Here is a 22,576-nt window from a genome sequence, read left to right on the forward strand (position 1 = left end):
GCACGGCGGCCCGGGGGCCGGTCAGCCGCCCGCGAGCGCCCGCGCCAGGTACGGAGCCGTCCGGCTCACGGGCGAGACGGCCACCTCGGACGGCGGCCCGGCCGCCACCACCCGGCCGCCCTCGTCGCCGCCGCCCGGACCGAGGTCGACCACCCAGTCGGCGGTGGCGACCACATCCATGTCGTGCTCGACGACGACCACGGAATGCCCCGCGTCCACCAGACCGTGGAGCTGGCGCATCAGCACCTCGACATCCGCCGGGTGCAGACCGGTCGTCGGCTCGTCGAGCACGTACAGGGTGGGGGAGCGGCGCGGACGCTGGAGCTCGGAGGCCAGCTTGATGCGTTGCGCCTCGCCGCCGGACAGCTCCGTCGCCGGCTGCCCGAGCCGCAGATAGCCGAGGCCCACGTCAAGCAGGGTCCCGAGGCTCCGGGCGGCGGCCGGGGTGTCCTCGAAGAACTCCGCCGCCGACTCGACCGTGAGGTCCAGGACTTCGGCGATCGTCAGCCCGCCCAGTCTCACCTGGAGCGTCTCGGGGTTGTACCGGGCGCCGTGGCAGTCGGGGCAGGGCGCGTAGGTGCTGGGGAGGAAGAGGAGCTCCACCGAGACGAAGCCCTCGCCCTGACAGGTCTCGCAGCGCCCGCCGGGCACGTTGAAGGAGAAGCGGCCCACCTTGTAGCCGCGCTCCCGTGCCTCCTCCGTCTCCGCGAACAGCTTCCGCACGACGTCGAAGAGCCCCGTGTACGTGGCAAGGTTGGAGCGCGGAGTGCGGCCGATGGGCCGCTGGTCCACCGTCACCAGGCGTTCTGCAAGCGGGAGTTCGGTGGTCAGCGCGCCCACGAGCGTCGACTTCCCGGAGCCGGACACGCCCGTGACGGCGGTCAGGACGCCGACCGGGAAGGCCGCGTCGACCGCCCGCAGGTTGTGGCGGGTGACCGGCCCCGTCCGCAGCCACCCCGCCGGGGCCCGTACCTCCCGCGCGGGTGCGGGCACCCGGTCGAAGAGGAAGCGCCGGGTGGCGGACGCCGCCACGGCGGCCAGCCCGCCCGGCGGCCCGCTGTGGAGCACCCGGCCGCCGTGGACCCCGGCACCCGGGCCGACGTCCACGAGCCAGTCGGCGTGCCGGACCACGTCGAGGTGGTGCTCGACGACGAAGACCGAGTTCCCGGCCGCCTTCAGCCGGTCGAGGACCACCAGCAGCGCCTCGGTGTCCGCCGGGTGCAGACCTGCCGACGGCTCGTCGAGCACGTACACGACGCCGAAGAGCCCCGAGCGCAGCTGGGTGGCGAGCCGCAGCCGCTGGAGCTCGCCGTTGGAGAGGGTGGGCGTGGCCCGGTCCAGACTGAGATAGCCGAGACCCAGTTCGGTGACCGTCCCGATCCGGGCGGCGAGATCCTCGGTGAGGACACGCGCCGTCTCCGCGCCGTCCGTCGGCGTCGCCGACAGGAGCCCGGCCAGGACCGTCAGCGGAAGCGAGGCCAGCTCGGCGATCGTCCGGCCCCCGAAGGTCACCGCGAGCGCCTCGGGCCGCAGCCGGCTGCCGCCGCACACCGGGCAGGGCGCACTCGTCAGGAACCGCTCCGCCTTCGCCCGCAGCGTCGTGCTCTTCGAGTCGGCGAAGGTCCGCATCACATATCGCCGGGCACTCATGTACGTTCCCTGGTAGGGGCGTTGGATGCGCCCCGCCTCCCGTACCGGATGCACGGTGACCACCGGCTGCTCCTCCGTGAAGAGGATCCACTCCCGGTCCTTCGCGGCCAGCTCGCGCCACGGCCGGTCGACGTCGTACCCGAGGGCGTCCAGGACGTCCCGCAGGTTCTTCCCCTGCCAGGCGCCGGGCCAGGCGGCGATGGCACCCTGACGGATCGACAGCTCCGGGTCGGGTACCAGGAGTTCCTCACTCGTCTCGTGGATCCGTCCGATGCCGTGGCACGAAGGGCACGCGCCCGTCGTCGTGTTGGGGGAGAAGGCGTCGGAGTCGAGGCGTGGCGCGCCCTGCGGATAGCGGCCGGCACGCGAGAAGAGCATGCGGAGCGAGTTGGAGAGCGTCGTCACCGTGCCGACCGAGGAGCGGGCGTTCGGCGAGGACCGGCGCTGCTCGAGGGAGACCGCCGGCGGCAGCCCGCTGATCTCACCGACGGCGGGCGCCCCCACCTGGTGGATCAGCCGCCGCGCGTACGGAGCGACCGACTCGAAGTAGCGCCGCTGGGCCTCCGCGTAGATCGTGCCGAAGGCCAGCGACGACTTGCCGGAGCCGGACACGCCGGTGAAGGCGACGAGCGCGTCGCGGGGGATGTCGACGTCGACCCCGGCGAGGTTGTGCTCACGGGCACCGCGGACACGGACATAGGGATCACGAGGGCTGTCGTACACAGGGCGATTTTATCCATTGATCCCCTGGTGTCCCGTTCAGGGGGCGGAGGGCCTCCGGCGGCGCCGGGCCCACCGCGTGCCGGCACCGGCCGGCCGGTCACTCGTACCGGTACCTCAGCGAGTCCGCCTCCGCCTGCTCGACGTCGGCGATCGTCAGCTCCGGCATCCGCAGCTGCGCCAGTGTCACCTCGGCCGAGGTCGGCTGGGCGTCCGCCGGCAGCCACTGCTCCGGCTTCCAGGCCCCGCTGCGCAGGAGCGACTTCGGACAGTGCGGGTAGACCTCCTCGATCCCCACCACCAGCGCACTGGCCGGCGGCTTGCCCACGGCGGTCAGCTGCGACAGCAGCTCGGGGCGGGTGGAGACGCAGGCCCGGCCGTTCACCCTGAGCGTCGTGGTGCGCCCCGGAACGACGAACAGCAGCCCGGCCCGCCCGGTGGCGATCACGTTCCGCAGGGTGTCCAGACGCTTGTTGCCGGTCGCGTCCGGTATCGCCACCGTCCGCGCGTCCAGGACCGAGACGAACCCGGCGGGGCCGCCGCGCGGGGAGACGTCGCAGTTGCCCTCGGTGTCCGCGCTGGCGACCAGCACCAGCGAGGAACAGCCGATCAACCGCCTTGTCTGATCGGTGAGTTCGGTCATCTGCTTGCGCACGGCCGCGTCGCCGGGGAGTTCGTAGACCCGACGCAGGGTCTCCTGGTCGGGCACGGCGTCGAGGCGGAGTGAGTCGAAGGCGCTGAGAGAAGGAGGGGTTGTCATTGATTGCTCCGGACCTTGAGAGGGCCGACCTGCTACTGATCCCGGTCGGCGAGTAGGAGGACATGGAAGGGGTCGCGCTTGCTGATCCTGCGGGTCTTGACCGTCCGATCGTCACATTCCGATGAAGCTCACTGTTTCCGCCATGTCCGCTCGCCCGGTGCGCAGCGGTGGCGAGCCCTCCTTCTCGAATCCCACCGAGACGCCGCAGAGCAGCACGAGCCCGTCGTCGGCCCCGACCACCTGGCCGACGGTCTCGCGGTACATCGTCCACATCACCTGGGGGCAGCTGTGCAGCCCCTCCGCCCTCAGCAGCAGCATGACCGTCTGCACGTACATCCCCGCGTCCGCCCACTGCCCGGGACCCATCGCCCGGTCGAGGTAGCAGAAGAGCACGACCGGCGCCCCGAACGCCTCCGAGTTCAAGACGGCGATCTTCCTGGGCCGGTCGGGGTCGTCGCGCTCGATGCCCAACGCTTCGTACCGCTGGGCGGCAGCGGCGGCGAAGCGGTCCAGATACGGCGAGGCCAGTTCGGCCGGGTACATCGGATACTCCCGCTCGTCACCCGGGTCGCCCGCCAGCGCCCTGGCCGTCGCGCGCCTCTTCAGTTCGGCCAGCGGCTCGCCGGCCAGGACATAGGCACGCCACGGCTGGAGGTTCCCGCTCGACGGGGCCCGCGTCGCCGCGGTCAGCACGCGTTCGAGGACCTCTCGGGGCACCGGCTCGTCGCTGAACGCCCGCACGGCCCGGCGGCCTTCCACTGCTTCGTACACATCCACGTGGTTCGCGTCCTCTCGCTCGACGTACGCCGACCAGTTGGTCGGCAACGATCTCCACCGGTCCTGGATCGCCGCGGTTCAGCTCCTCCTCGACGGTGCGGAAGGCGGCCACGAGGCCGTCGGTCGGCTCGCGGGCACGGTGCCCTTCGTCGCCAGCGTGGGGCCCGACCAGCAGAGCCGGTAGAGGTCGACCTCGGTCAACAGGTCGCGGCCGGACCGGTAGAACTCGCAGCGGGTGCCGGGCGGCCGGGGCGCGGAACGGGCGTGGTCCGGCGGGTACGGGTAGGAACGACCAAGGAGGAACCAGCATGTCCCAGCCTCGCGTCGGCGTCGTGGTGATGTCGATCGGTGCCGTCCTGACGGTGGCCGGAGCGGCCATGTACGTCCTTCCGGGCCCCGGCCTTCCCGTTCTGCTCCTGGGCCTCGCCGGCATCGTGGCAGGAGTGGTCGTACGGTTCGCCGGCCGCGGGTCCACCAGCTGAACCCTCGTCGTCGGCGAGGGCGGGAGGCCCCGTCCTCGCCGACGCGGCAAGGTCCTGGCCCGCCGAACCGGTGAAGCACCGCGCGGGCCCGAACCGGTCATGGTCAGCCGATGAGGGCGACCGGGGCGTCCCAGGCGTTGCGGTCGACGGTGATGGTGTAGCCGCCGCGGGTCTCCTTGCTGTTGGCCTTGTACTGGTGACCGCGGCTGTGGTCGGTGTACAGCTTCGGGTTCCAGGGCCAGTCCTTGGTGGTGGTCTCCTGGCCGTTCCACAGGGCGTACCAGAGGTTTCCCGGCAGGTCGGTGCGGTTCGTGGCGGTGGCGATGGCCTTGGCGCTGGAGCCGCTGAAGCCGTAGAGACCGGCGCGGTAGGTCTTGGCGCGGAGGGTCTTGGTGAAGGACCGCACGTAGGTGAGCGTCGCGTCGTTGCACGCCTTGTCGGCGATGTCGTACGACTCCATGTTGAGGTAGACCGGGCTGCCGGCCTTCATGCCGAGGGCCGATGCCTTGGCGATCGCGTCGTTGGCGTTGGAGGCGCCCACCGAGGCGGCGGTTGCCGCGGTGAACCGCTCCTTGTTGCCGCTCTTCTGGCAGGGCGGCTGGGCGCCGACGTAGAGGGGGATGACCCGCCAGCCGAGCGTGTCGACCGACTTGACCCAGGACCTGGTCAGGTTGGGCTGGGCGCAGCCGCGGTTCTTGCCGCCGACGTAGACCGCGACACCGCCGTAGTAGCCGTCCTTCTTCCACGCCGTCATCGCGGAGAGCGAGGGCGCGGTGCAGGCGTCGAACGCCCGGCCCGTGTAGGTCTTCTGCACCGGCCACGCCGGAGCCGCCATCGAGGTCTGCGCCGCGACCCCGGCACCGGCCACGACGCACACGCCCGTCGCCGCCCACGCGATGTAGCGACCTCTCTTGGACAACCGGTGCTTCGGCAATTCCCCACCCCATACGTACGACATGTTCGAGTTCAGGCTCCGTCCCGCTGGAGCGCGATCACCCTACCCAGCGCCGCGGAGCCCTCGACGGCTGGGGCGACGCGGCGGTCGCGGCCCCGGGCGGTGAGCAGCAGCGGTTCCGCCCCGCGCGGAGGGCCGGCGCATGCCGTTCCGGCTGGCTTCCGGTCGGGTCGTCGGAAGGGCCCGGGCGGGTGGGTCGCGCGTGGTACGAACACTGATGACTCACCTCGCGACGGAAGGGACTCGGGATGGACCACGACGATGCTCACGTGCGGCCGGTGTCGGCGGCTGAGTTGTTCGACGGGCTGGGGGTCGAGTACGAGCACGCCTTCGTGCGTCTGCCGGCCCAGCTGGAGGCGATCGAGTGGCTCACCGCACGGCTGGGCGCCGGGGCGAGGGTGCTCGACGTGGGCAGTGGGACCGGGCGTCCGGTGGCCGACCTCCTCGTGCGGGCCGGCTGTGAGGTGACCGGGATCGACGTGTCCGGCGAGATGGTGGCCCTCGCGGGTGCCCAGGTGCCCGGGGCGGGATTCGAGCAGTGCGACGTGCGGGCGTTCGACGCGCCGGAGGGTCACTTCGACGCGGTGTGCGCGTTCTTCCCCCTTCTGATGATGAGCAGGGCGGAGGCGGCCGACGCCCTCAAGCGCATGGCCGGCTGGCTGGCGCCCGGCGGCTTCCTGGTGACGGCGACGGTGCCCGCGGACGTGGAGGACGCCGAGATCGTCTGGATGGAGCGCACGGTCAAGGTCTCCAGCTTCTCGGCGGAGGAGTACCTGCGCCTCCAGCGGGAGGACTGCGGCCTCGACGTCCTGCACCACGCGGTGTCGGTCTTCGCCCCGGACGACGACCGCGCGGCCCCCGAGGAGCACCTCTTCACTTACGCCCGCCGCCCGGCCTGACGGAGCGCGCGGCGGCGGACCATGTCTGACGCAACGTCAATTGACGTCGTATCAGTTATTGACGGTTCATCAGTTCGGTCACAGAATGCGGTCACCCGACGGAGGGATCGCTCGTGCCTCGACCGTTGCGCGTCATCGCCGCCGCGTTCGCCCTGCTCCTCGTCACCGCCTGCAACTCCGCCTCCAGTGGCGGAAGTACCGCCACCTCCGCACGTGGAGTCACCGTCGACACGATCAAGGTCGGCGGCATCGTCTCCATGACGACGGCCAGCGGATACTCCAAGAAGGACACCGATCTCGGTGCCCGGGCCCGCTACGACCGGGCCAACGCCGAGGGCGGGATCAACGGGCGGAAGATCGAGTACCTGGGCGCCGAGGACGACGGCCAGGACCCGGCCAGGAACCTGGCCGCGGCCCGCAAGCTCGTCCAGCAGGACAAGGTCTTCGCCGTCTCGCCCATGAGCTCGGTCACCTTCGCCGGGGCCGACTTCCTCGATGCCCAGAAGGTTCCGACGGTGGGCTGGGGCACGCTCCCCTCGTTCTGCGGGCCGGCGCACATCTACGGCTTCAACGGCTGCCTCGTCCCGACGCCGGGAGGCACGCTCAACCAGACCTGGCCCGAGAGCCTCGCGGCCGTCCTCGGCGGCTCCCGCGGCAAGTCCGTCGCGCTGATCGCCGGCGACAACGACGCCGGCAAGTTCGGCATCCGCACCTTCACCCAGGGTTTCAAGGCGGCCGGCTTCCAGGTCCCGTACGCCAAGGCCGTGGTGCCGGCGACCTCGATGCCCAGCGACTGGTCGGCGTACACCAAGGAGATCCTCCGCTCGGGCTCCGGCGGCGGCGCGCCCGAAGCCGTGGTCTCCGTGATGCAGACGCCGTACAACATCGGCCTGTTCACCGCCCTCAAGCGGTCCGGCTACAAGGGGATCATCTCCGACCCGACGGACTACGACCCCGGGCTGCTCGCGAAGGACGCGACGAAGCAGGCCCTCGACGGGGTGCACGTACTGCTCCAGTTCCAGCCCTTCGAGGCGGACACCCCCGCGATGGAACAGTTCAAGGCCGACATCAGGAAGGCCGCCGGAGGCGAGGACGTCCCGCTCAACATGCACATGATGACGGGGTACATGAATCAGCCGAACGTCTGACCATTGTCGACGTGGATCACAAGGCTTCTGAACTGGGGAAACTCCTGCCAGTCCATCGCGTGTTGGTCAGTGCACGTCACTGGTTGGGCAAGATCGTTTCCCAATGGTTTCCCAGTCATCCCTGAGTGCAGACCAGGGTCGAGCCGCATTGCACCCTCGAAGGCGTCGTGGCGGCTCGACCCTGGCATCTGGCCAGCGAATGTCTCGTACAGCAATCACGCCATGCGTGACACTCGTCGGTGCGACCACCCGCCATTGTGGGGCGGGTGACCGCAGGGGCCGCTTCCTGCTCGCTCGCGGGGAGCTGGCGAACTGGAGGCGGTCCCATCGGCGCCGGCGTGACCTGAACCCGCGCGGTGCCGAACTCTTTCGCTATGCAGTTACCAGCGGCGCATTCGGGGTGTCTGAGGGTGCCCGATACGCCAAGCCTTGAAAATCGAACATACGTTCCCGATCATTGACGATACTCGGCGTGGCCTGTCATGTGCCAGGGGTAAACGTCAACGTGCGGAATCAGCCATACCCGTCTCGTGCACCTTGAACCGTGATCATAAAAAGCAGCAAAGTAGCTGCTGACAAATGATCATGAAAGTTCGAACTTGGTCGAGTGCCCGCCGACCAGCCCGAATGGATCACCAGCGCCCAGCAGGCGCTCGGGCTGCGAGTCCGCGATGCCCGCCTCTACGCCAACCTCACCCAAGAGCAGCTGGCCGAGCTCGCCGGCATCGACCGGTCCACTCTCCAGCGCATAGAGGGCGGCCAGAACGACGCCAAATTCAGCCACCTCATCCGCTTGGCCCGCGCCCTCGACGTGGCCACGCGAGACCTCCTGCCCTGACCTCGCCGTTCTGGTGGCGTGTCGGAACCCACGTCGGCTGCGTGCCTGCTTTGTCAGACCCGGGCTCTAGCCTTGGCCTCATGCCCGATTCCCACAGAGAGACCCCGAGCCCCGAAGCCCTGAACGACGCCATCCGCACCCTATGGACTCGCGCCAGCGAGCAGCAGCGTTCCCTGACGGCCGACGAGCAGCGGATCTATCAGGTGCTCGTGGCGGCGTGGGCCGAGGCGACGGGCACAGAGCAGGAGCTCGCGGCCTAGGTACTCCCAGGAATCGCCCCGCCCCAGTGCATCACGCCGGGGGTCGCCGACAGCGTCCACCGTGGTGACTGCCGCCTGGCCAGTCACCACACCGAGCCCCTCACCCGCGAGCAGGCCCGGCAGGCCATCACCAGCGGCGGGATCCCGGCCTGCGGGATCTGTCGGCCGGACTCAGAGCTCGGCGTGCTCGAGTAGGCGGGCCGCAGCATCCTGGAGGGATGGGTGCACCGATAGTCGTCTACCGCCCCAGCCCGACCGGCGGCCGCCGCGTCACCGCCGCCGGCGAGATCCTCGGCCTGGCCTACGACGACCATGACCTCCTCGAGTTTCTACGGCGCGCAGGCCTGCCCGACGCTGAGCGGATCCTCGACGACCCGCAGTGGGTCGAATGGCGAGGCGGGCGGGCCCATCAGTACGAAGCGGCCTGAGGGCGGCGCGCGGCCCCGCCTGCATTGCAGCAGCAGGCGAGGCCGTAGCGGATCCCCCGACGGGGGTGGCGGGGAGGCCGTGCGCACAGCATGCACCTCATGCCGGCCACGGGCTAGAGGCGTGGCGAGAAAGCACCTAAGACCCCACTGGCCCTGCCGGATAGGTCACGACCCGGTGAAGCTCGTTCACGCACTGTTCACAGTGGTCTAGCGTGACCCGCCTGTACCGGCACCACTCGGGGGGAACCCGTGCGTACCCGCATCATCACCACTGCCCTGCTCTGCACCATGCTGAGCGGCGCCGTCGCCTGCCAGCCCGCTGACGACGCCAAGACACCAGCCACCAGCGCCACTTCGCCGACAACGGCTGCCCCGACAACTGCTGCCCCAACAACCAGTATGCCGGCCAAGAGCAAGAAGGCCACCGTGCCGAACTTCGTCGGCATGGGCCTGCAGTCCGCCCAGGACGCGGCGCAGGAACTGGGCTTCTACGGACTCACCTCCCACGACGCGCTCGGCCGCGGCCGCATGCAGGCCCTCGACCGGAACTGGAAGGTCTGCAACCAGAGCGTCCCGGCCGGCACGACGGCAGCCACCAGCACCACGCTCGACTTGGGAGCCGTGAAGCTCGAGGAGACCTGCCCCGCGAAGGAAGGCGAGGCGCCCTCCACTGCGGGAGGGAAAATGCCGGACTTCACCGGGAAATCGATGAAGGCTGCTCGGGCCGCCCTCGACTCGAGCACGTCCATCACCGCGACTGACGCCACGATGGACGGCCGGATGGTCCTGATGGAGTCCAACTGGCAGGTGTGCGGCCAGACTCCCTCCCCTGGCACTGCGCTCAACGGACAGCCGGTCGAGTTCATGGTCGTCAAGTTCGGTGAGGACTGCCCGTAGAGCCCGCTGAGCACGACAAAACGCCCCCTCCCGCCAGCGGCGGGAGGGGGCTTGTCACATCAGGCAGTTCAGGGTTCGGGCAGTACGGCCATCAGAGAAACCTCGGGTTCAGGCTGGGGCTCGAGCACGCCCAGTTCCACGAGCGTCTCCGTGCCGCCCCCGAGCATGTCGACGATCGACTGCACGCGGCGCTCGGTCGGCGGTTCGGTCATGACTCTCCAGTTCACACGTCTTGGTGGATGAACTCGCGGGCCCTCTCTGGGACGGGCGGCGCGGTCGGCGGCTCGAGACCGGCAGAGCGGATCCAGTCGGTGAGGCCGCGCACGCGGCTGATGAGGTAGGTGATGGCCACCCCGGCGCCTTCGAGGCGCTGCTCCTGCACCTCGGCCGCTGCCTCCAACTCGTCGAGCCTGTCCGCCTGCCGGCCGATCTCCTTCTCCATGCGGTCCGTGACGACCGTGAAGTCGTCCCGCCGACGGTCGCCTCGCGTTCTTCGGGCTGCCCATCCGCCCCAGAACGTCGCCACAGCTGAGGCCGCCCCCACCACGCCACCGGACACCGCGGTCCACATCTCGGCGTTGCTCATGGGCTCACTCCAAGTTCTTGGGGCGCGGAGGCTCGCGCCATCCCGCCACCACGATCACCGGCACTGCGGCTACCGCCCAGATCAGTGCCGTTACCCACCCCCTTGCGTTGTCTCCGAGGGGCCACCACGACACGACGTAGGAGAGCATCCACGGAACGACGATGGCCAGCAGCGCGGGGAAACCGATCCAGTCCCGCCCTTCCGGCAGCGCAGACGACGCCACAGCTAGCAGACCGGACACGATCCAGCAGCAGGCCCAGGCGTCGAGAGGCATCACGTAGAGCAGGAGCCGGATGCCACGGGTGTCCGGCAGAGGCTCGACGAGCTGCCCGAATCCGTAGAGCGCCCACAGCATGCCGAAGCTGGCGAGGAATGCGCCGCGACGGCCGAGGATCCGGGACAGCCGCCGGGCTACGCGGCGCGGCATCTACACGCCCCGGGGCGCGGAACGTCCCGTGACGAGCGAGTCCTGCGCCTTGCTGGAGACACCGGTCGGCTTCCACAGGCCGAAGTGAGCGAGCACCGCCGTCGCGAAGGTGACGAGGGCCAGAACCGCGGCCGTGCCGGCGTCCCAGCCGGGGCCCGGGTTGGCGAGCTCGACGAGGAAGCCGTTGAGGCCCGACAGGGCGAGCAGGAGCACCGCCTTGGAGCCGGCATGCGTGACGCGGGTCGTCACCAGCCCGACGAGCACCGGGAGGATGACGGAGACGAGGAGGCCGAGCCAGTAGGCGCGGTCGAGGTCGATGGTCATGTGGGATCCGATCTGGACTAGTTGGTGACGGTGAAGCCGTGCTTGGCGCCGAGCCTGGCTAGGGATGCGCGGCCGGGGATGCCGTCGGCGTCCGTGCCGCTGTAGCCGAGGCGCCGCTGCCATGCCGCATAGGCGATGCGGGTAGCGGTGCCGAAGTGGCCGTCGGCAAGGGGTTTGGCGAGGAGACCTTCCTTGACGAGAGCGTCCTCGACGGTCTTCACCCCGGAGTACGAGACCGGGACGCCGGACCTCGGCGGGTCCGTTTTAGCGGCGGCGGCGAGCCGGGACAGGTCGACCGTCGGCTTCGCGGCGGGCGTGGTCGGCTTCGGCGCAGGGGCGCCCACGAACGCTGGCCAGCTTCCCGGGTCCTGGTGATCGTTCTCCGGGACGTGGGCGTGCGCGTACCAGCCGCCCTTCTCCTCCCACACGGCCTCGCTGCGGCGGGAGGTGAAGTCGACGGGCTTCCCCATCGGCCAGGTGTCAGACACGCCCCAGGACCGAATCCAGGAGTTGAGCTCGGCCCAGCCCTTGCAGGGGGAGTCAGTCAGCTTGGCGTACACAGTGCTGCTGACACGGCAGTACGGAAAGAACACGGCTTCGACCTGTAGGACCACCCGCCCTGCACGATTGGTGCGAGTCCCCCCGGCCTTGTCAGCGAGGCTCTTCGAGCGCGAGTCCGCGGGGACGAACTGGGTGACCCGCCCTGTGAACGGATCCCACAGGATGTGCGGCGCAGTGGCCTTTCCGGACGGGTTGCGGCCGAAGTAGTCGCGGAGGGTCTCGTAGGGCACGAGGTCGGCGGGCTTTGTTGCGGTCGCGTTGCGATCCCAGGTGATGTGGGCGATGGCTTTCGCCGGCCCGCCGTCGGTAGGCGCGTGGTCGCCTATGTCGAGCCGGGTCGCGCCCGGCATCCACAGCTCAGGCATGTGTCTCTCCAGGAATGACGAAAGCCCCGGCCGGTTGGCTCGGGGCGGGCGGGTTGAAGACCGGCTACTAGGTCGCGGCCTCGTAGGTGACCGTGATGCGCAGCTCGTTGCCGCTGGCCCAGGCGAACGGGACGTTGCTGGCGACGGACGACAGGTTGGAGACGGAAGCGGACGCGGGGAAGAACGCAGACGTGCCGCTGGCGGCACTTGAGATGACGACCTGTCCCTGGAATCGGGTGCCGCCGAGGGCCTGCGCGGTGCCGATCCGGCTACCGGAAGCTGCGGCTGCCACCAGCGGCAGCGTGACCGACCAGGCACCGGAGCCGTAGGTGGTTGTACTGCCCATGGCCAGGTCGATCTGGAGGTGGACGGTCTTCCCGATCCGCTTGTACCGGCCGACGATGCTGCCGTTGCCGAGAACAGGGTTGGTAGTGGCCGCCGTCCACGTCGGGGTGTATGTCTGCCACGCGGCGATGATGTCGTTGAACTGGTCGCGCACCTCGGCGTTGAGGTAGGCCGCAGTCACGACCTCACCAACGACCCACGTGCGGGGAGTGGCCAGGGCCATGGGTCAGACCTCCAGGGTCGGGCGGGCCACCGTCTCTTCGGCCCACCAGTTCTGCTCGGCCAGGGGGAGCCCTTCGAGGGACTGCTCGACCGCGAAGACGTCGCTCGGGAAGGTGAGTTGCCACCAGCCGGTACCGCAGATCACGCACCACATGCGGGGGTCGGTCGGTGTGACGACCTCGGCGGAGCCGCACGAGCAGTCGGCCAGCCAGCGGCCGTGATTGATGCGGGCGAACTGCGTGCCCGCGTTCGACGCCGGGTCGGTGTGGATACGGCGGCTGGCCCGCTCCTCGTACCAGCGGACCACGAGCATCGCGGGGGGCTCTGCCGCCCAGACCGTTGGCGGCAGATAGGGCGGGGGGAGGTAGAACGTCTCCGCCCGGAGGATCGTCATGAGGTGCCCTTCAGTAGGCGAGGCGGGTGGTGGTGCCGAGCACGCTGTAGACCGGATCGTCGAGGACCCACACGCTGTCCGTGTCCGAGCGGCTCGTGTGGAAGTTCAGGTGGTGCTGTGCCTGGCTGATGCGCTCGGTGTAGCCCTCGACCGTGACGGTCGCCGATGGCGCCGGGGCCTGGTCGGGCAGGGTGGTCACACGGGTGACGGTGGAGATGTCAGCGTTGAGGAGTGCCCGGTAGGTGGCGGCGCCGAGCGTGGACGCCTCGACAGGGAGCTGTCGCATCTCCGGCTGCGGATCCGCGTACCGGATGACAAGCCACATGGCAGCGTCGGTGACCTCCGAGTCGCTGGTCTTGAGGATGTCGAGCTGTTCCTCGTAGATGCCGTCACGGGCGATCGAGTCCGCGTTCTTGATCCGCTGCGTCGCACCGCCCGGCCGGCTCGCGACCACGAGGTTGATCTCCTTTTGGTCGTCGTCTGTGAACTCGACGTTGCCAGTTTCCAGATCGGCGTAGGAGATCGTGAGCGAGGCTGTCGGGTTGTAGCGGACCGTGCGTCCCTGGAAGATCAGCCACGATGAACCGCGGTCAGCGAACAGCTTGCCCGACTCGGTGCGCTCGATGTCCCGCATGTGCGTGAGCGGCGACGATCCCAACGTGCCCTGGCTCGCCACGTTCGAGAAGGTTCCCTGAGGGGTCACCCCCGGGATGCGCGCGTACCCTGCGAGCCGGTACATCCGGATCCACGCCGACTCGCCAGCGAACCCCGTCATGCCCGCGGTGTAGTGCTCGACGAGCTCGGAGATTGCCGGGAACCCGCCGTTGCGGACGTAGGCCGCTACGTGGCTGATCGAGCCCACCCACAGCTGGGTCCCGGTTTCGTTGGCGCCGACGTTCAGGACGATGCGGTCCGCCCATTCAGTGGTCCCGGCCGCGTACTGCACGCCGTCAACCCACACATCGTGGCCGGCCTCGTCCCACACAAGGTGATGCGCACCGCCGTCCGCGAGGTTCGGGGTGGCGATCGTGTGGATGGTCGGCCCGAACGAGAAGTACTCGACGATCTGGAGCTTGCCAGTGCCCGATTCGAGCTGGAACCGGAGGCCCGCGTCGAAGGCCGCAGGTGAGCCAGACGTCCAGGTCATGATGGCGCGACCGGATGTGGACGTGGAGAACCACACTTCGAATGCCTGGTCGCCGACGATCGGGTTGCCCGTGGCGCCGCTGGAGGTGAGCAGCGGCGAGACGAAGCACTGCAAGAACTTGCCCGCCGTCGACGAGGCCGGGGCGAAGATCGGCGCAGGGAGGTCGTCCGACGGAGCGCCCGTGCCGGCCCCGAACGTGAGCGTTCCGCCCGCCCCAGTCTGCTGAATGGTCATCGATGGCCGGCTGTACCCGGACTGGTCACCTGCCGTCGTGCTGCTCTCTGGCTCGGACAGCGGGTAGTAGAGCTTGGCCTCGTCACCCTGAATCTCCTCAACGAGCATCGGCCCCAGGGCCGGCCGCCGGGACGGCCACTTCAGCACGTCCGACGCGATGATCCGCACGGTCGACTGGAGCCCTTCCCAGCCCATGGGCCAGGACCCGACCGCACCGTAGAACCGTGCGTGATGGGTGGCCGGTGTCGCGCTCCAGGTTGTGGCCGTGGAGCCTTCCTCGACCTGCGCCTCGTCCATCCACACGAGGTCACCCGCCACCGGGGAGGTGGTGTTGGTAGTGATCCGCAGCATGTGGGAGGCCGCAGTCGTCGTCCATGTGACAGAGATCCGCTGGAACGCGCCCGTCGTCGTGGACGCGGCGCCGACCGTGGTCCCGTCGATATCGAGCCGGACCGCAGGGTTTCCAGCCGGGACCCACACGTAGACGGACGCGGTGTACGGCACGCCGATCGTGAGCCCGTAGAGCGGGCACTGCATGACGCCGCCGGTGCCCGACGTGGCCCACCCGATCTTGAAGCCGTAAGTGCCGGACCGGACATGCGTCGTGTCGATCGTGGCCGAGGCCGGCGCCAGCCCAGGCGCCGCGTCCCACCCGTTGTCACTGACCTCGAAGCCAGGCTGGGTCAGGAAGTTCTTCCCCTCCACCACAGTCGTCAGGGCGCGAACGGGTGTACCGCGGCGCACGCTGTAGGGCGAGGACGTGTTGCCCGGAGTGAGCCAGCCGTCCCGGTTGTCCAGCTCCAGAGACATGGTCCCGGTCTGCGTCTCCGACAGCTCATCGGACGCCCCGCGGGTGATGGAGATCTCCCCACCACCCGCGAGCTTCACCCGTCCGGTGAGATCCGTCCACACGATGCCCGACGCCACCAGCGAGTAGCCGAACCCCGCTTGCACTGTCACTCTCGTCATCCGAGCCCCAGCCCCCCGCCACCGTTGGTGCGCTTCAACGTGATCAGCACCTTCTGAACCTCCTGGCCGACCCTGATCGGGTCCATGGCTCCCTCGATGTGGAAGTGGTTGACGATCATGGCCGCAGCCGAAGCGCCGACGCCGAGCCCGGCAGAAGGCAGCCCGGGCGCGGGTCGCATGCCTGCCATCCGGCCCGCGACGGCGTCGACCGCGCGGCCGACCACCGGCAGCGAAGCGAGCGTGCCGCCGGACAACCCCTGCCCGAAGTTCAGGCCGATGCCGTGGGCAACGCGACTCGGCGACTTGATGCCGAGGGCCCGCTTGATGGCCGTCTCCATCGCCTTCGCCAGCCTGTACATCTGGTCGACGACGGCCTTCTCCTCGGACTTGAGCCCTGCCACGAGACCCTTGGCGGAGTTCACGCCAGCGTCGTACATGGTGCTCGCTGCCCTTTTGCCGAGGGTGTCGCTCTCCTTGTCGATCTGCGACTGCAGCGAGTTGACGGCCTTGAGGTCGGCGTTGGACATGCCGACCAGCGTGGACGCGTAGGCGTAGCCCTCCTCCGGGCCCATGGCGATGACCTCCCTGAGGAGGTTCTTGTTGGTGCCCCGCTTCGTGAGGATGCTGATCCAGCGGCTGAACTGGCGCAGCCTGCTGAGCTTCTGCCCGAGGCCCTGCTTGATCGACCCGGCGTTCACCCGGGCGGGCTCCAAGTTCAGGCTGGACAGGCCCGACGCCGACCGGGCCTGCGACCGCACGTCGGCCGCGTACCGGTTTCGCTCCTCGATCCGAGCTTTCAGGAGAGCCTGTGCGCTTCCGAGCCGGGCCCGCAGTGCGTCCCGCTGGCTGGCAAGCGATTGGAGCTTGGCGTGCTCGCGGTTGACCATGCGGACCAGGCCCGTGTCCGTGGTGGACTTGGTGCCTTCCCAGGCCTTCCAGATGTCCTTGACCAAGTCCATCGCCGTGGCCTTGATCTTGGCCTTCGAGCCGGTCAGCCCTACGACGACACCGTTCCGGACGTCCTGCATCAGGGCGAGCATCTTCTTCGACGGGCTGGCGATCTGCAGCTCGGCCCGGACACCTGCCTCGACGCCGGCCGCCATGTTCCGCGCGGCCTGCTCCACCCCGGACCGGGACCCGAGCATGCCTGCCATCAGCCCGGCGCCCACGTCCTGCCCGGCACCCGCCTGTCCGGCCATGCCCATCGAGGTCCGGTGGTCGTAGACCCGGGCATCGCCGCCCTTGAACTGCACCAGCTCCGGGCCCTCTTCACCCACCCACGCCCACTCGCCAGCACGCGGCGTACCGCCACCGGCGTAGCCGCCGATCGACTTGGTGAAGTCGCTCGCGCCACTGTGCGAGGCCCGGTACTGGACCATGACGCTCACGGTCTTGCCCTGGACCGAGTTGATCGCGCCCTTGGCCCTCGCAATCTGGGCCTGGAGCTGCGAGATTTCCGCCCGGATCGCGGCCTTCTTGCTGTCCGGGACCGACGCCAGCCTGCGCTTTGCGTCGGTCAGCTTCGCCTGGAGGTCCTCGAGGTTGCCCTTCAGCCGGACGGTCCGGTTGGGCACGGCCAGGTAGGACTGGGCGAGCTTGTTGGCAGCGTCCTTGTCGAGGCCCATTTGCCGGGCGTGCTCGATGAGCTGCTGTTTGCCCTGGTCGAGGATGCCGTTGACGTAGGCATTGGACCGGCCCTGCTCGCTGGCCGCTGCAGCGGCCTCCTCGGTCTTGGACGCTAGGTCCCGCAGAGCGGCCTCGTTGGCGCGGGCCTTGGCACTGCTGAGGTCCAGCTCGCCGTTGACGTACTGCAGGCTGCGGCCGTTGGTCTTGGCTGCTTCGGTTGCAGCGTCGACGGATGCCTCGTAGGCGCTCATGGAACCGGTGGCGTCCCGGTTGACGTTCGACAGGGCGAACAGAGCCTGCCGTAGCGCGTCGGCCGACTGCTTCTGTGCGTCCAGCTTCGTCTTGGCGTCCATCGCCTGCTGGCCGTACATGCCCATCGCCTGGGCGGCCAGCTCCTGCTCGAACTTCGCGTCGGCCAGGGCCGACTGGTAGCCGTCGAGGGCGTCGCTGAACTCCTTGGTGCTGCCCCCGGACTTGGCGTACTCGGCGCCCAGGCGTTGCGCCGCCGCGGCGGCCAGGTCTGCCTTCCCGCTGGAGACGAGAGAGGCGAGCGACTGGTCGATCGCGTCGAGGTTCTCCTTGCCCTGCTTGACGGGGGTGGAGTCCCAGGAGCCCAGTCCGCCGAGGGTGACGATCCACTGCTGGATCTGGTCGGTGGTGCTCGGGTCGGTGGCTGCGCGGACCTTGTCGTACAGGCCGCCCAGGTCCGCCCCGAATGCCTTCGCCGCCTCGCCTGTCGCCTTGCCCGTGCCGCCGAGCTGCTTGAGGGAGACGGTCAGCTTGTCGACGTCCGGCGGCGCCTTCGCCGAGTTCGCTGACAGTTCCGACAGGGCGATCACCAGCAGGCCGATACCGGAGCCGACGAGTGCGGCCTTCGCGCCCCGGGACATCGCGCCGAAGCCGGCGGTGAGGCCGGCCATCCGCCCCGTCGCGGTACCGCTCGCGGCGCTCATCGTCACGAGTTGGGCGCTGAACGCCGTGGCGGCGCCGCGTGCGGCGGCCAGCCCTGCCATCGCGAGAGAGGTGGCCTTGATGGCGATCACCAGCTGCAGCATCATCGTGATCGCCTCAGGGGGCACCGCCCCCACCAGGCGGCTGATGACCTGGACCACGGCGAGCATGCCGACACCGACGTCGGCGCCTGCCTCCATCACGTTCAGCAGCGCGCGGCCCAGGTCCTTCATGGTCGCGGCGACGGCCGGGCCCTGGTCGCGGGCGAACGCCATGAACTCCGTCAGGCCGCCGCCGCCCTCTCCCTGGCTCGACACCCGCAGCAGGTGAACGACTCCGTCCGTCGCACGGGTGAGCGCGCCCGTGGTCCACACGTCGAACTTCGCCATGAACGCGTCGAACCCGGGGCTTGCGACCCCGCCGCCCGCGAGGGTGAGCACACGGTCCAGCTGCTCGGCCGCGCCCTTCACCGACGGCGTCAGCTTGGGGAAGATTCCCTGCAGTGCGCCCATGCCCTTGATCAGCGGCGCGGTGGTGTCCGCGGCGAGGGAATCGGACCAGTCGGCGTAGGTGTCCTTGAACACGCTCAGCGCGGCCGCCGCCTGCCGCGTAGCGGGCGGAAGCTGGGCCATGTGCTTGGCGTAGGAGATCTGTGCCTTGACCGCCTCCTGCGACCGGGCGCCGGACTGCTCGACGGCGTCCGTGTACTTCTTCTCCGCCGCGGCGGCCTCGGTCATCGCCGCTACCTGGCGTCCGGCCGCGAGCCCGAACACGGCCAGGCCCGCGCCGGCAGCAGCCGTCGTTGCCGCGATCGGAGCGATTGCCGCCGCCAGGGGGATCGCCGCGGGGATCAGCGTGAGCAGCGAGGTGCGGAGCTCGGCCCCGGCCTTGCTGGCGTCCTGGGCGACGCGGGACCAGTCGGCGACCGGGTGGGACGCCTCGCCGGTGCGGTGCCCCATGAGCGCGGCCGCGTCCGCCGTGGAGATGAACCGGCCCTCGAGGTCGCGCAGACGGCCGTCGGCGTCCTGGGTGAGGGTGAGGATCGCGCGGCCTGATCCGTCGGAGGCGTCCTCCATGGAGCGGCGCAGGCGCTCGGCGGAGTCGCCGGCGTGGCCGAGGACCCGGGACAGCTGGTCGCGTCCTTCGAGGGTGAAGGTCAGCCGCTCGGACATCAGTCACCGCCTCCTTGCTGCTGGGCGAGGTGCTGCTCGATCCACTCGACGTAGACCTCGAAGTCGTCGATCAGGAGGTCGTCGAGTCGGGTGCCGTCGATGTGGAGGAGGTGGGCGATGAGACCGAGATAGCGGGCTCGGAGCTGGTCGACGGGTCGCTCGTCGACGGGTCGCCGCCGCTGGTCGTCTCGTCGGGGGCGGGGGGGAATTTTCCCGCCAGGATCCGCTCGATGTGGGCCTCGGCATAGGCGGGGTCGTCGGCGTCGTCGAGGACGACGGCGAGGGCGGGCCTGGCCGCTTCGATCGGGCCGTCGAACGTGGCAAGGCGCTCGGCCGCGATCTCCGCCCACGTGTCGATCTCCTTGTGGTCCAGCTTGACCTGGAGATCGTCGGCAACCGGGTCGAAGTCGTCGATGCGGAGGGACGGTTCGGACCGCTTCTTGAGGACGAACGCGATACTCCGCAGGGCGTCGGGGTCTCCGTCCCCGGCCCGTGCCTTGACCTGCTGCCAGGAAAGATCGGCGGATACCAGGCGGGTGATGATCGAGGCCTCGGAGGTGCGGATGCTGCGGACGTCGAACCGCTCGATCTCTGCGTCGGTGGGGGTGTGCACGATGATCAAGGGGAGGCTCCTAGGTGAGGTCGCGCCGAACGTCGCTGAGGACACGCTCGACTTCGGCGCGCATGCGGGGGGTGTGAGTACGGACTACGCGCTCCCACCACAGGGGTGTCGTGTCCTGCTGTGCCCAGCGGCGCCGGTTGCCGTAGACGGGGTGGCGGATGCGGCCAGAGTTCAGGGTGGTCGGCATGCCGCGCAGATCGGACGGCAGCAGAGACCGGTCGATCCAGACCCGGGCGCCAGGGTTGCTGCTGGTGCGGACCGAGATCCGTACCGCGTCAGCGATCGTGTCCCGCAGAGGCCGGGTGGTTGGCGAAGGTCCGCCGCGCGACCCGGCCTTGCGGCCCTTCGAGGTGATCGGCAGGTTCCTGATGGTCTGCTGCATGTCGCCGTGCAGCGGCTCGGCTGCGCGACGGACCCGCCGCTGCAGGTTGGCGCGCAGCCGAGGGCCGCCGGCCGAACGCAAGCGGCGGGACAGGTCGAGGAGCTGGCCGGTTCCGGTGATCTGTACGGAGCTGACGGCCATCGGGCACCTCCTACAGAGCGGTGTCCGCAGACATGTACTCGATGGCGACCGGGTTGGTCCCGTCGTACAGGGCGGTCAGGTTGTAGCTGGTCCGGACGACGTTGTAGCCGTCGACCGTCGGAGGCGTGTCGTCGACCTTGGTCGCGGGAAGCTTGATCCGGAACGTCTCGGGGTAGGTCGGAGCGATCTCCGCCCCGAGGAACTCCCAGACCAGGCTCGTCGTCGCGTCGCTGGTGTGCAGGTCGTCGATGGTGGTCGCCACGTAGTCCTGCTCGATCGAAGCCGTCACCTTCGTCAGGTCGTTCAGGATCGGCTGCGCCTTCAGCGCGCTCTGGTTCGCGTAGAAGCGGTCGACAGCCTGCGGCCTCTCGAACTTCACGGACACCTTGCGCACTCCGTCGAGCGCGGTCTCGGAGCCGAAGCTGCCGTACTTGAGCCCCATCTGGCCGAAGTGGAACGGGCTGGCGGCCGAGTAGCTCGCGACGGCCAGGGTCTGTGTCTCCGAGCAGTCCTTGCCGTCGATCTCGAAGGTGGCGGTGAGCATGCCGCCGACCTCGCAGCTGAACTCGGCCGACACGACCTTGCAGCCGACGAAGGTCTTGTCGGTGACGGTGCCGGTCGTCATGGGGATGCCGGCCTGGATCGTCAGGCTCTTGCCCCAGGTGTCGGCCAGAGTGTGCGTCTGGAGGTAGGCCGCGGTGACAGCCTGCTGGACGGGCGTGACCGTCGTCCCCATGAGGGCCTGCAGCAGCAGACCCATGCCGCGGGTGGCGACCTCCAGGTCGATGCTGCCCGACACCTCGCGCTGCGTCACCACACGCCGCGACGACAGCGCCATCAGGCGGCCAGCGGCGATGCCCTGGCTCTGCGCGGTCGTCTTCTTCAGCACGAGCGAGTGCTTGGTGAATTCCGGGAACTTGGTCGGCGCCACGTAGGTGCCGTAGGTCACCTCGGGTGCGATGCCGATCTGTGCGCCGAGTCCGGATCCGATCGCCATGGCTCAGCCCTCCTTCTTCGTGGTGGTCTTCTTCGGGGCCACTGCCTCGGTGCCGGTGAAGCCGACCACCTTGGGGCCGTGTTCGCCGCGGTGACGGACGGGCTCTTCGACCGCCTTCCAGTTCGTGGTCTGGCAGACGTAGCCTTCGAAGCGGGCGTCGGGAACCTCGACGACCTGGTCGGGCTGGACGGCTCGGCTGCCGAGCTCCGGCACGGTGACCGGCTCCGGGCCGATGAAGCGCACACGCGCCATCGCTACTCCTCAGGTGGGGGTGATCAGATACGGGCGAAACAGGTGATGGCGAAGTTCAGGCCGGCCAGGGACCCCTCTGCCTGCTCCTCGTGCAGATCGCCCGCAGTGAGGTGGGCCCACAGCACAGTCCCGTTCAAGGTCGGCGCCATGGTCGCCGTGTCCGTGGCCCGCAGCTCGGTCTCGATGACGCCGAGCAGCTCGTAGACCCGATTACGCTGGATGGACATGTCCTTGTCGCCTGTGCGGGTTTCCGCGTAGCAGGCGATCACGAACGTCTCATCCCTCGTTCTGGCGCCGGCCGCGTTGAAGTCCTGCTGCAGCGCCACAGCCGACTCCGCCGAGGGCTGCCAGCCGATGTAGATCCTGTCCCGTTCGGTGAGGTTGACCGCGGGCGGCCCATCCACGATCCGCACGTCGGCCAGGGACGGTGCCGCGCGCAGGATGTCGAGAAGGGCCGCGACCGCAGCCGGGACCCGGGAGGTCACCATCACGCCACCCCCGGGGGTACTTTGAAGGCTTCGAGCATCTGCAAGACCCGGTTGGGAATCGCATAGCCCCAGCCGACGACAGGCTCGTTGACGTCGAAGTCGTCACTGCCCGAGTTGCCGCGGGCGGCGCCATACTGGGTCCGCCAAAGGTGCTGCAGCAGGATCCGTGCGGCCACGTTGATCGTGGGGTGGATTTCCCCACGTCCCGCGACGTACACAACGTCCCAGGGTCCACCGCCGAAGAAGCTGCCGTCGACGCGGCGGATGATTCCTGCGGCTCCATCGAGCCTCACGTCTTCCACAGCCAGGGCCAGGCCGCCAGCGAGGATCGGCGTGATGGAGGTGAGCCCGACAACTGGGACCTGCGTGACCGCCAGGGCCAGGCCCTTGCTGTCCACAGTCTCCGTGACCGTGCGGTTCTCGACCGGCCCGACGTACCGCTCGATCATCGGCGTCAAAGCCTCGATGTAGGCGGTGAGCTCTTGGTCGTGTGCCGTCGATTCGATGTCGAGCTGAGCTTTGGCCTCGGCCAGCGTCAGAAGGGGCATCTGGTCCCC

At 69.3% G+C, this 22,576-nt stretch carries 28 protein-coding genes; 9 read left to right on the forward strand and 19 right to left on the reverse strand.

The features are described from left to right. Positions 1-21 precede the first annotated feature (21 nt). The 3 genes from ABT154_RS21155 to ABT154_RS21165 form a co-directional block, all read right to left on the reverse strand. Positions 22-2,373, reverse strand: a complete 2,352-nt coding sequence (locus ABT154_RS21155; protein ID WP_351858367.1) for an ATP-binding cassette domain-containing protein — start codon at positions 2,371-2,373, stop codon at positions 22-24. A gap of 97 nt (positions 2,374-2,470) precedes the next feature. Then, the gene (locus ABT154_RS21160) at positions 2,471-3,130 is read right to left on the reverse strand and encodes an MSMEG_1061 family FMN-dependent PPOX-type flavoprotein (protein ID WP_351858368.1); all 660 of its coding nucleotides are present in this window, start codon (positions 3,128-3,130) and stop codon (positions 2,471-2,473) included. Between the two features lie 111 nt (positions 3,131-3,241). Then, positions 3,242-3,907, reverse strand: a complete 666-nt coding sequence (locus tag ABT154_RS21165; RefSeq protein ID WP_351858369.1) for a nitroreductase — start codon at positions 3,905-3,907, stop codon at positions 3,242-3,244. A 37-nt stretch (positions 3,908-3,944) separates the two neighbouring features. Here ABT154_RS21165 and ABT154_RS21170 point away from each other — a divergent pair, with 37 nt between their 5' ends. Beyond that, complete coding sequence (locus ABT154_RS21170; protein ID WP_351858370.1) at positions 3,945-4,091, forward strand: hypothetical protein; 147 nt, start codon at positions 3,945-3,947, stop codon at positions 4,089-4,091. Between the two features lie 124 nt (positions 4,092-4,215). After that, positions 4,216-4,389 carry a hypothetical protein gene (locus ABT154_RS21175; RefSeq protein ID WP_351858371.1) on the forward strand — a complete coding sequence of 58 codons (174 nt, stop codon included), beginning with the start codon at positions 4,216-4,218 and terminating at the stop codon, positions 4,387-4,389. 103 nt (positions 4,390-4,492) lie between these two features. Here the strand turns inward: ABT154_RS21175 and ABT154_RS21180 are convergent, their stop codons facing one another. Beyond that, positions 4,493-5,323 (reverse strand): glycoside hydrolase domain-containing protein, encoded by an 831-nt coding sequence (locus ABT154_RS21180; protein WP_351858372.1) that lies wholly within the window; start codon positions 5,321-5,323, stop codon positions 4,493-4,495. Positions 5,324-5,592: 269 nt separating this feature from the next. Between ABT154_RS21180 and ABT154_RS21185 the strand changes: the two genes are divergently transcribed. From ABT154_RS21185 to ABT154_RS21215, 7 genes are all read left to right on the forward strand, one after another. Next, positions 5,593-6,243 (forward strand): class I SAM-dependent methyltransferase, encoded by a 651-nt coding sequence (locus ABT154_RS21185; RefSeq protein WP_351858373.1) that lies wholly within the window; start codon positions 5,593-5,595, stop codon positions 6,241-6,243. 113 nt (positions 6,244-6,356) lie between these two features. Further along, positions 6,357-7,391, forward strand: coding sequence for an ABC transporter substrate-binding protein (locus ABT154_RS21190; protein ID WP_502969557.1), 1,035 nt, complete (start codon positions 6,357-6,359; stop codon positions 7,389-7,391). 607 nt (positions 7,392-7,998) lie between these two features. After that, entirely contained in the window at positions 7,999-8,229 is a 231-nt protein-coding gene (locus tag ABT154_RS21195; protein ID WP_351858374.1) for a helix-turn-helix domain-containing protein, read from the forward strand. Between the two features lie 80 nt (positions 8,230-8,309). Continuing rightward, positions 8,310-8,489 carry a hypothetical protein gene (locus ABT154_RS21200; protein WP_351858375.1) on the forward strand — a complete coding sequence of 60 codons (180 nt, stop codon included), beginning with the start codon at positions 8,310-8,312 and terminating at the stop codon, positions 8,487-8,489. Between the two features lie 30 nt (positions 8,490-8,519). Beyond that, positions 8,520-8,684 carry a DUF6233 domain-containing protein gene (locus ABT154_RS21205; RefSeq protein ID WP_351858542.1) on the forward strand — a complete coding sequence of 55 codons (165 nt, stop codon included), beginning with the start codon at positions 8,520-8,522 and terminating at the stop codon, positions 8,682-8,684. Between the two features lie 23 nt (positions 8,685-8,707). Beyond that, positions 8,708-8,917: a hypothetical protein gene (locus ABT154_RS21210; RefSeq protein ID WP_351858376.1), complete on the forward strand. Its 210-nt coding sequence runs from the start codon at positions 8,708-8,710 to the stop codon at positions 8,915-8,917. A 249-nt stretch (positions 8,918-9,166) separates the two neighbouring features. Further along, entirely contained in the window at positions 9,167-9,814 is a 648-nt protein-coding gene (locus tag ABT154_RS21215) for a PASTA domain-containing protein (protein WP_351858377.1), read from the forward strand. A 68-nt stretch (positions 9,815-9,882) separates the two neighbouring features. On the opposite strand, the gene ABT154_RS21220 is transcribed toward ABT154_RS21215, so the two are convergent. The 15 genes from ABT154_RS21220 to ABT154_RS21290 all read right to left on the reverse strand — a co-directional run bounded on the left by ABT154_RS21220 (position 9,883) and on the right by ABT154_RS21290 (position 22,567). Further along, on the reverse strand, positions 9,883-10,026 hold the full coding sequence (locus tag ABT154_RS21220) for a hypothetical protein (RefSeq protein WP_351858378.1): 144 nt from the start codon (positions 10,024-10,026) through the stop codon (positions 9,883-9,885). 11 nt (positions 10,027-10,037) lie between these two features. Continuing rightward, positions 10,038-10,400, reverse strand: a complete 363-nt coding sequence (locus ABT154_RS21225; RefSeq protein WP_351858379.1) for a hypothetical protein — start codon at positions 10,398-10,400, stop codon at positions 10,038-10,040. 4 nt (positions 10,401-10,404) lie between these two features. After that, positions 10,405-10,827: a hypothetical protein gene (locus ABT154_RS21230; protein WP_351858380.1), complete on the reverse strand. Its 423-nt coding sequence runs from the start codon at positions 10,825-10,827 to the stop codon at positions 10,405-10,407. Next, positions 10,828-11,151 carry a hypothetical protein gene (locus ABT154_RS21235; protein WP_351858381.1) on the reverse strand — a complete coding sequence of 108 codons (324 nt, stop codon included), beginning with the start codon at positions 11,149-11,151 and terminating at the stop codon, positions 10,828-10,830. It abuts the gene before it with no gap. Positions 11,152-11,168: 17 nt separating this feature from the next. Next, a complete protein-coding gene (locus tag ABT154_RS21240; protein WP_351858382.1) occupies positions 11,169-12,077 on the reverse strand; it encodes an endolysin in 909 nt (302 codons plus the stop codon). A 67-nt stretch (positions 12,078-12,144) separates the two neighbouring features. Further along, positions 12,145-12,603, reverse strand: a complete 459-nt coding sequence (locus ABT154_RS21245; protein ID WP_351858383.1) for a hypothetical protein — start codon at positions 12,601-12,603, stop codon at positions 12,145-12,147. 45 nt (positions 12,604-12,648) lie between these two features. Continuing rightward, on the reverse strand, positions 12,649-13,038 hold the full coding sequence (locus ABT154_RS21250; protein ID WP_351858384.1) for a hypothetical protein: 390 nt from the start codon (positions 13,036-13,038) through the stop codon (positions 12,649-12,651). 10 nt (positions 13,039-13,048) lie between these two features. Next, positions 13,049-15,379 carry a hypothetical protein gene (locus ABT154_RS21255; protein WP_351858385.1) on the reverse strand — a complete coding sequence of 777 codons (2,331 nt, stop codon included), beginning with the start codon at positions 15,377-15,379 and terminating at the stop codon, positions 13,049-13,051. A 5-nt stretch (positions 15,380-15,384) separates the two neighbouring features. Continuing rightward, positions 15,385-19,137: a hypothetical protein gene (locus tag ABT154_RS21260; protein WP_351858386.1), complete on the reverse strand. Its 3,753-nt coding sequence runs from the start codon at positions 19,135-19,137 to the stop codon at positions 15,385-15,387. Between the two features lie 70 nt (positions 19,138-19,207). Continuing rightward, positions 19,208-19,759 carry a hypothetical protein gene (locus ABT154_RS21265; protein ID WP_351858387.1) on the reverse strand — a complete coding sequence of 184 codons (552 nt, stop codon included), beginning with the start codon at positions 19,757-19,759 and terminating at the stop codon, positions 19,208-19,210. Positions 19,760-19,769: 10 nt separating this feature from the next. Beyond that, a complete protein-coding gene (locus ABT154_RS21270) occupies positions 19,770-20,282 on the reverse strand; it encodes a hypothetical protein (protein WP_351858388.1) in 513 nt (170 codons plus the stop codon). Positions 20,283-20,292: 10 nt separating this feature from the next. Beyond that, positions 20,293-21,279 carry a phage tail tube protein gene (locus ABT154_RS21275; RefSeq protein WP_351858389.1) on the reverse strand — a complete coding sequence of 329 codons (987 nt, stop codon included), beginning with the start codon at positions 21,277-21,279 and terminating at the stop codon, positions 20,293-20,295. Between the two features lie 3 nt (positions 21,280-21,282). Next, positions 21,283-21,531, reverse strand: coding sequence for a hypothetical protein (locus ABT154_RS21280; protein ID WP_351858390.1), 249 nt, complete (start codon positions 21,529-21,531; stop codon positions 21,283-21,285). 23 nt (positions 21,532-21,554) lie between these two features. Continuing rightward, complete coding sequence (locus ABT154_RS21285; RefSeq protein WP_351858391.1) at positions 21,555-22,019, reverse strand: hypothetical protein; 465 nt, start codon at positions 22,017-22,019, stop codon at positions 21,555-21,557. Then, positions 22,019-22,567, reverse strand: a complete 549-nt coding sequence (locus ABT154_RS21290) for a head-tail connector protein (protein WP_351858392.1) — start codon at positions 22,565-22,567, stop codon at positions 22,019-22,021. The genes ABT154_RS21285 and ABT154_RS21290 overlap by 1 nt, the downstream gene beginning before the upstream one ends. Positions 22,568-22,576 lie beyond the last annotated feature (9 nt).

This window comes from Streptomyces sp. NPDC001728 (assembly GCF_040297565.1).
Classification (GTDB): Bacteria; Actinomycetota; Actinomycetes; order Streptomycetales; family Streptomycetaceae; genus Streptomyces.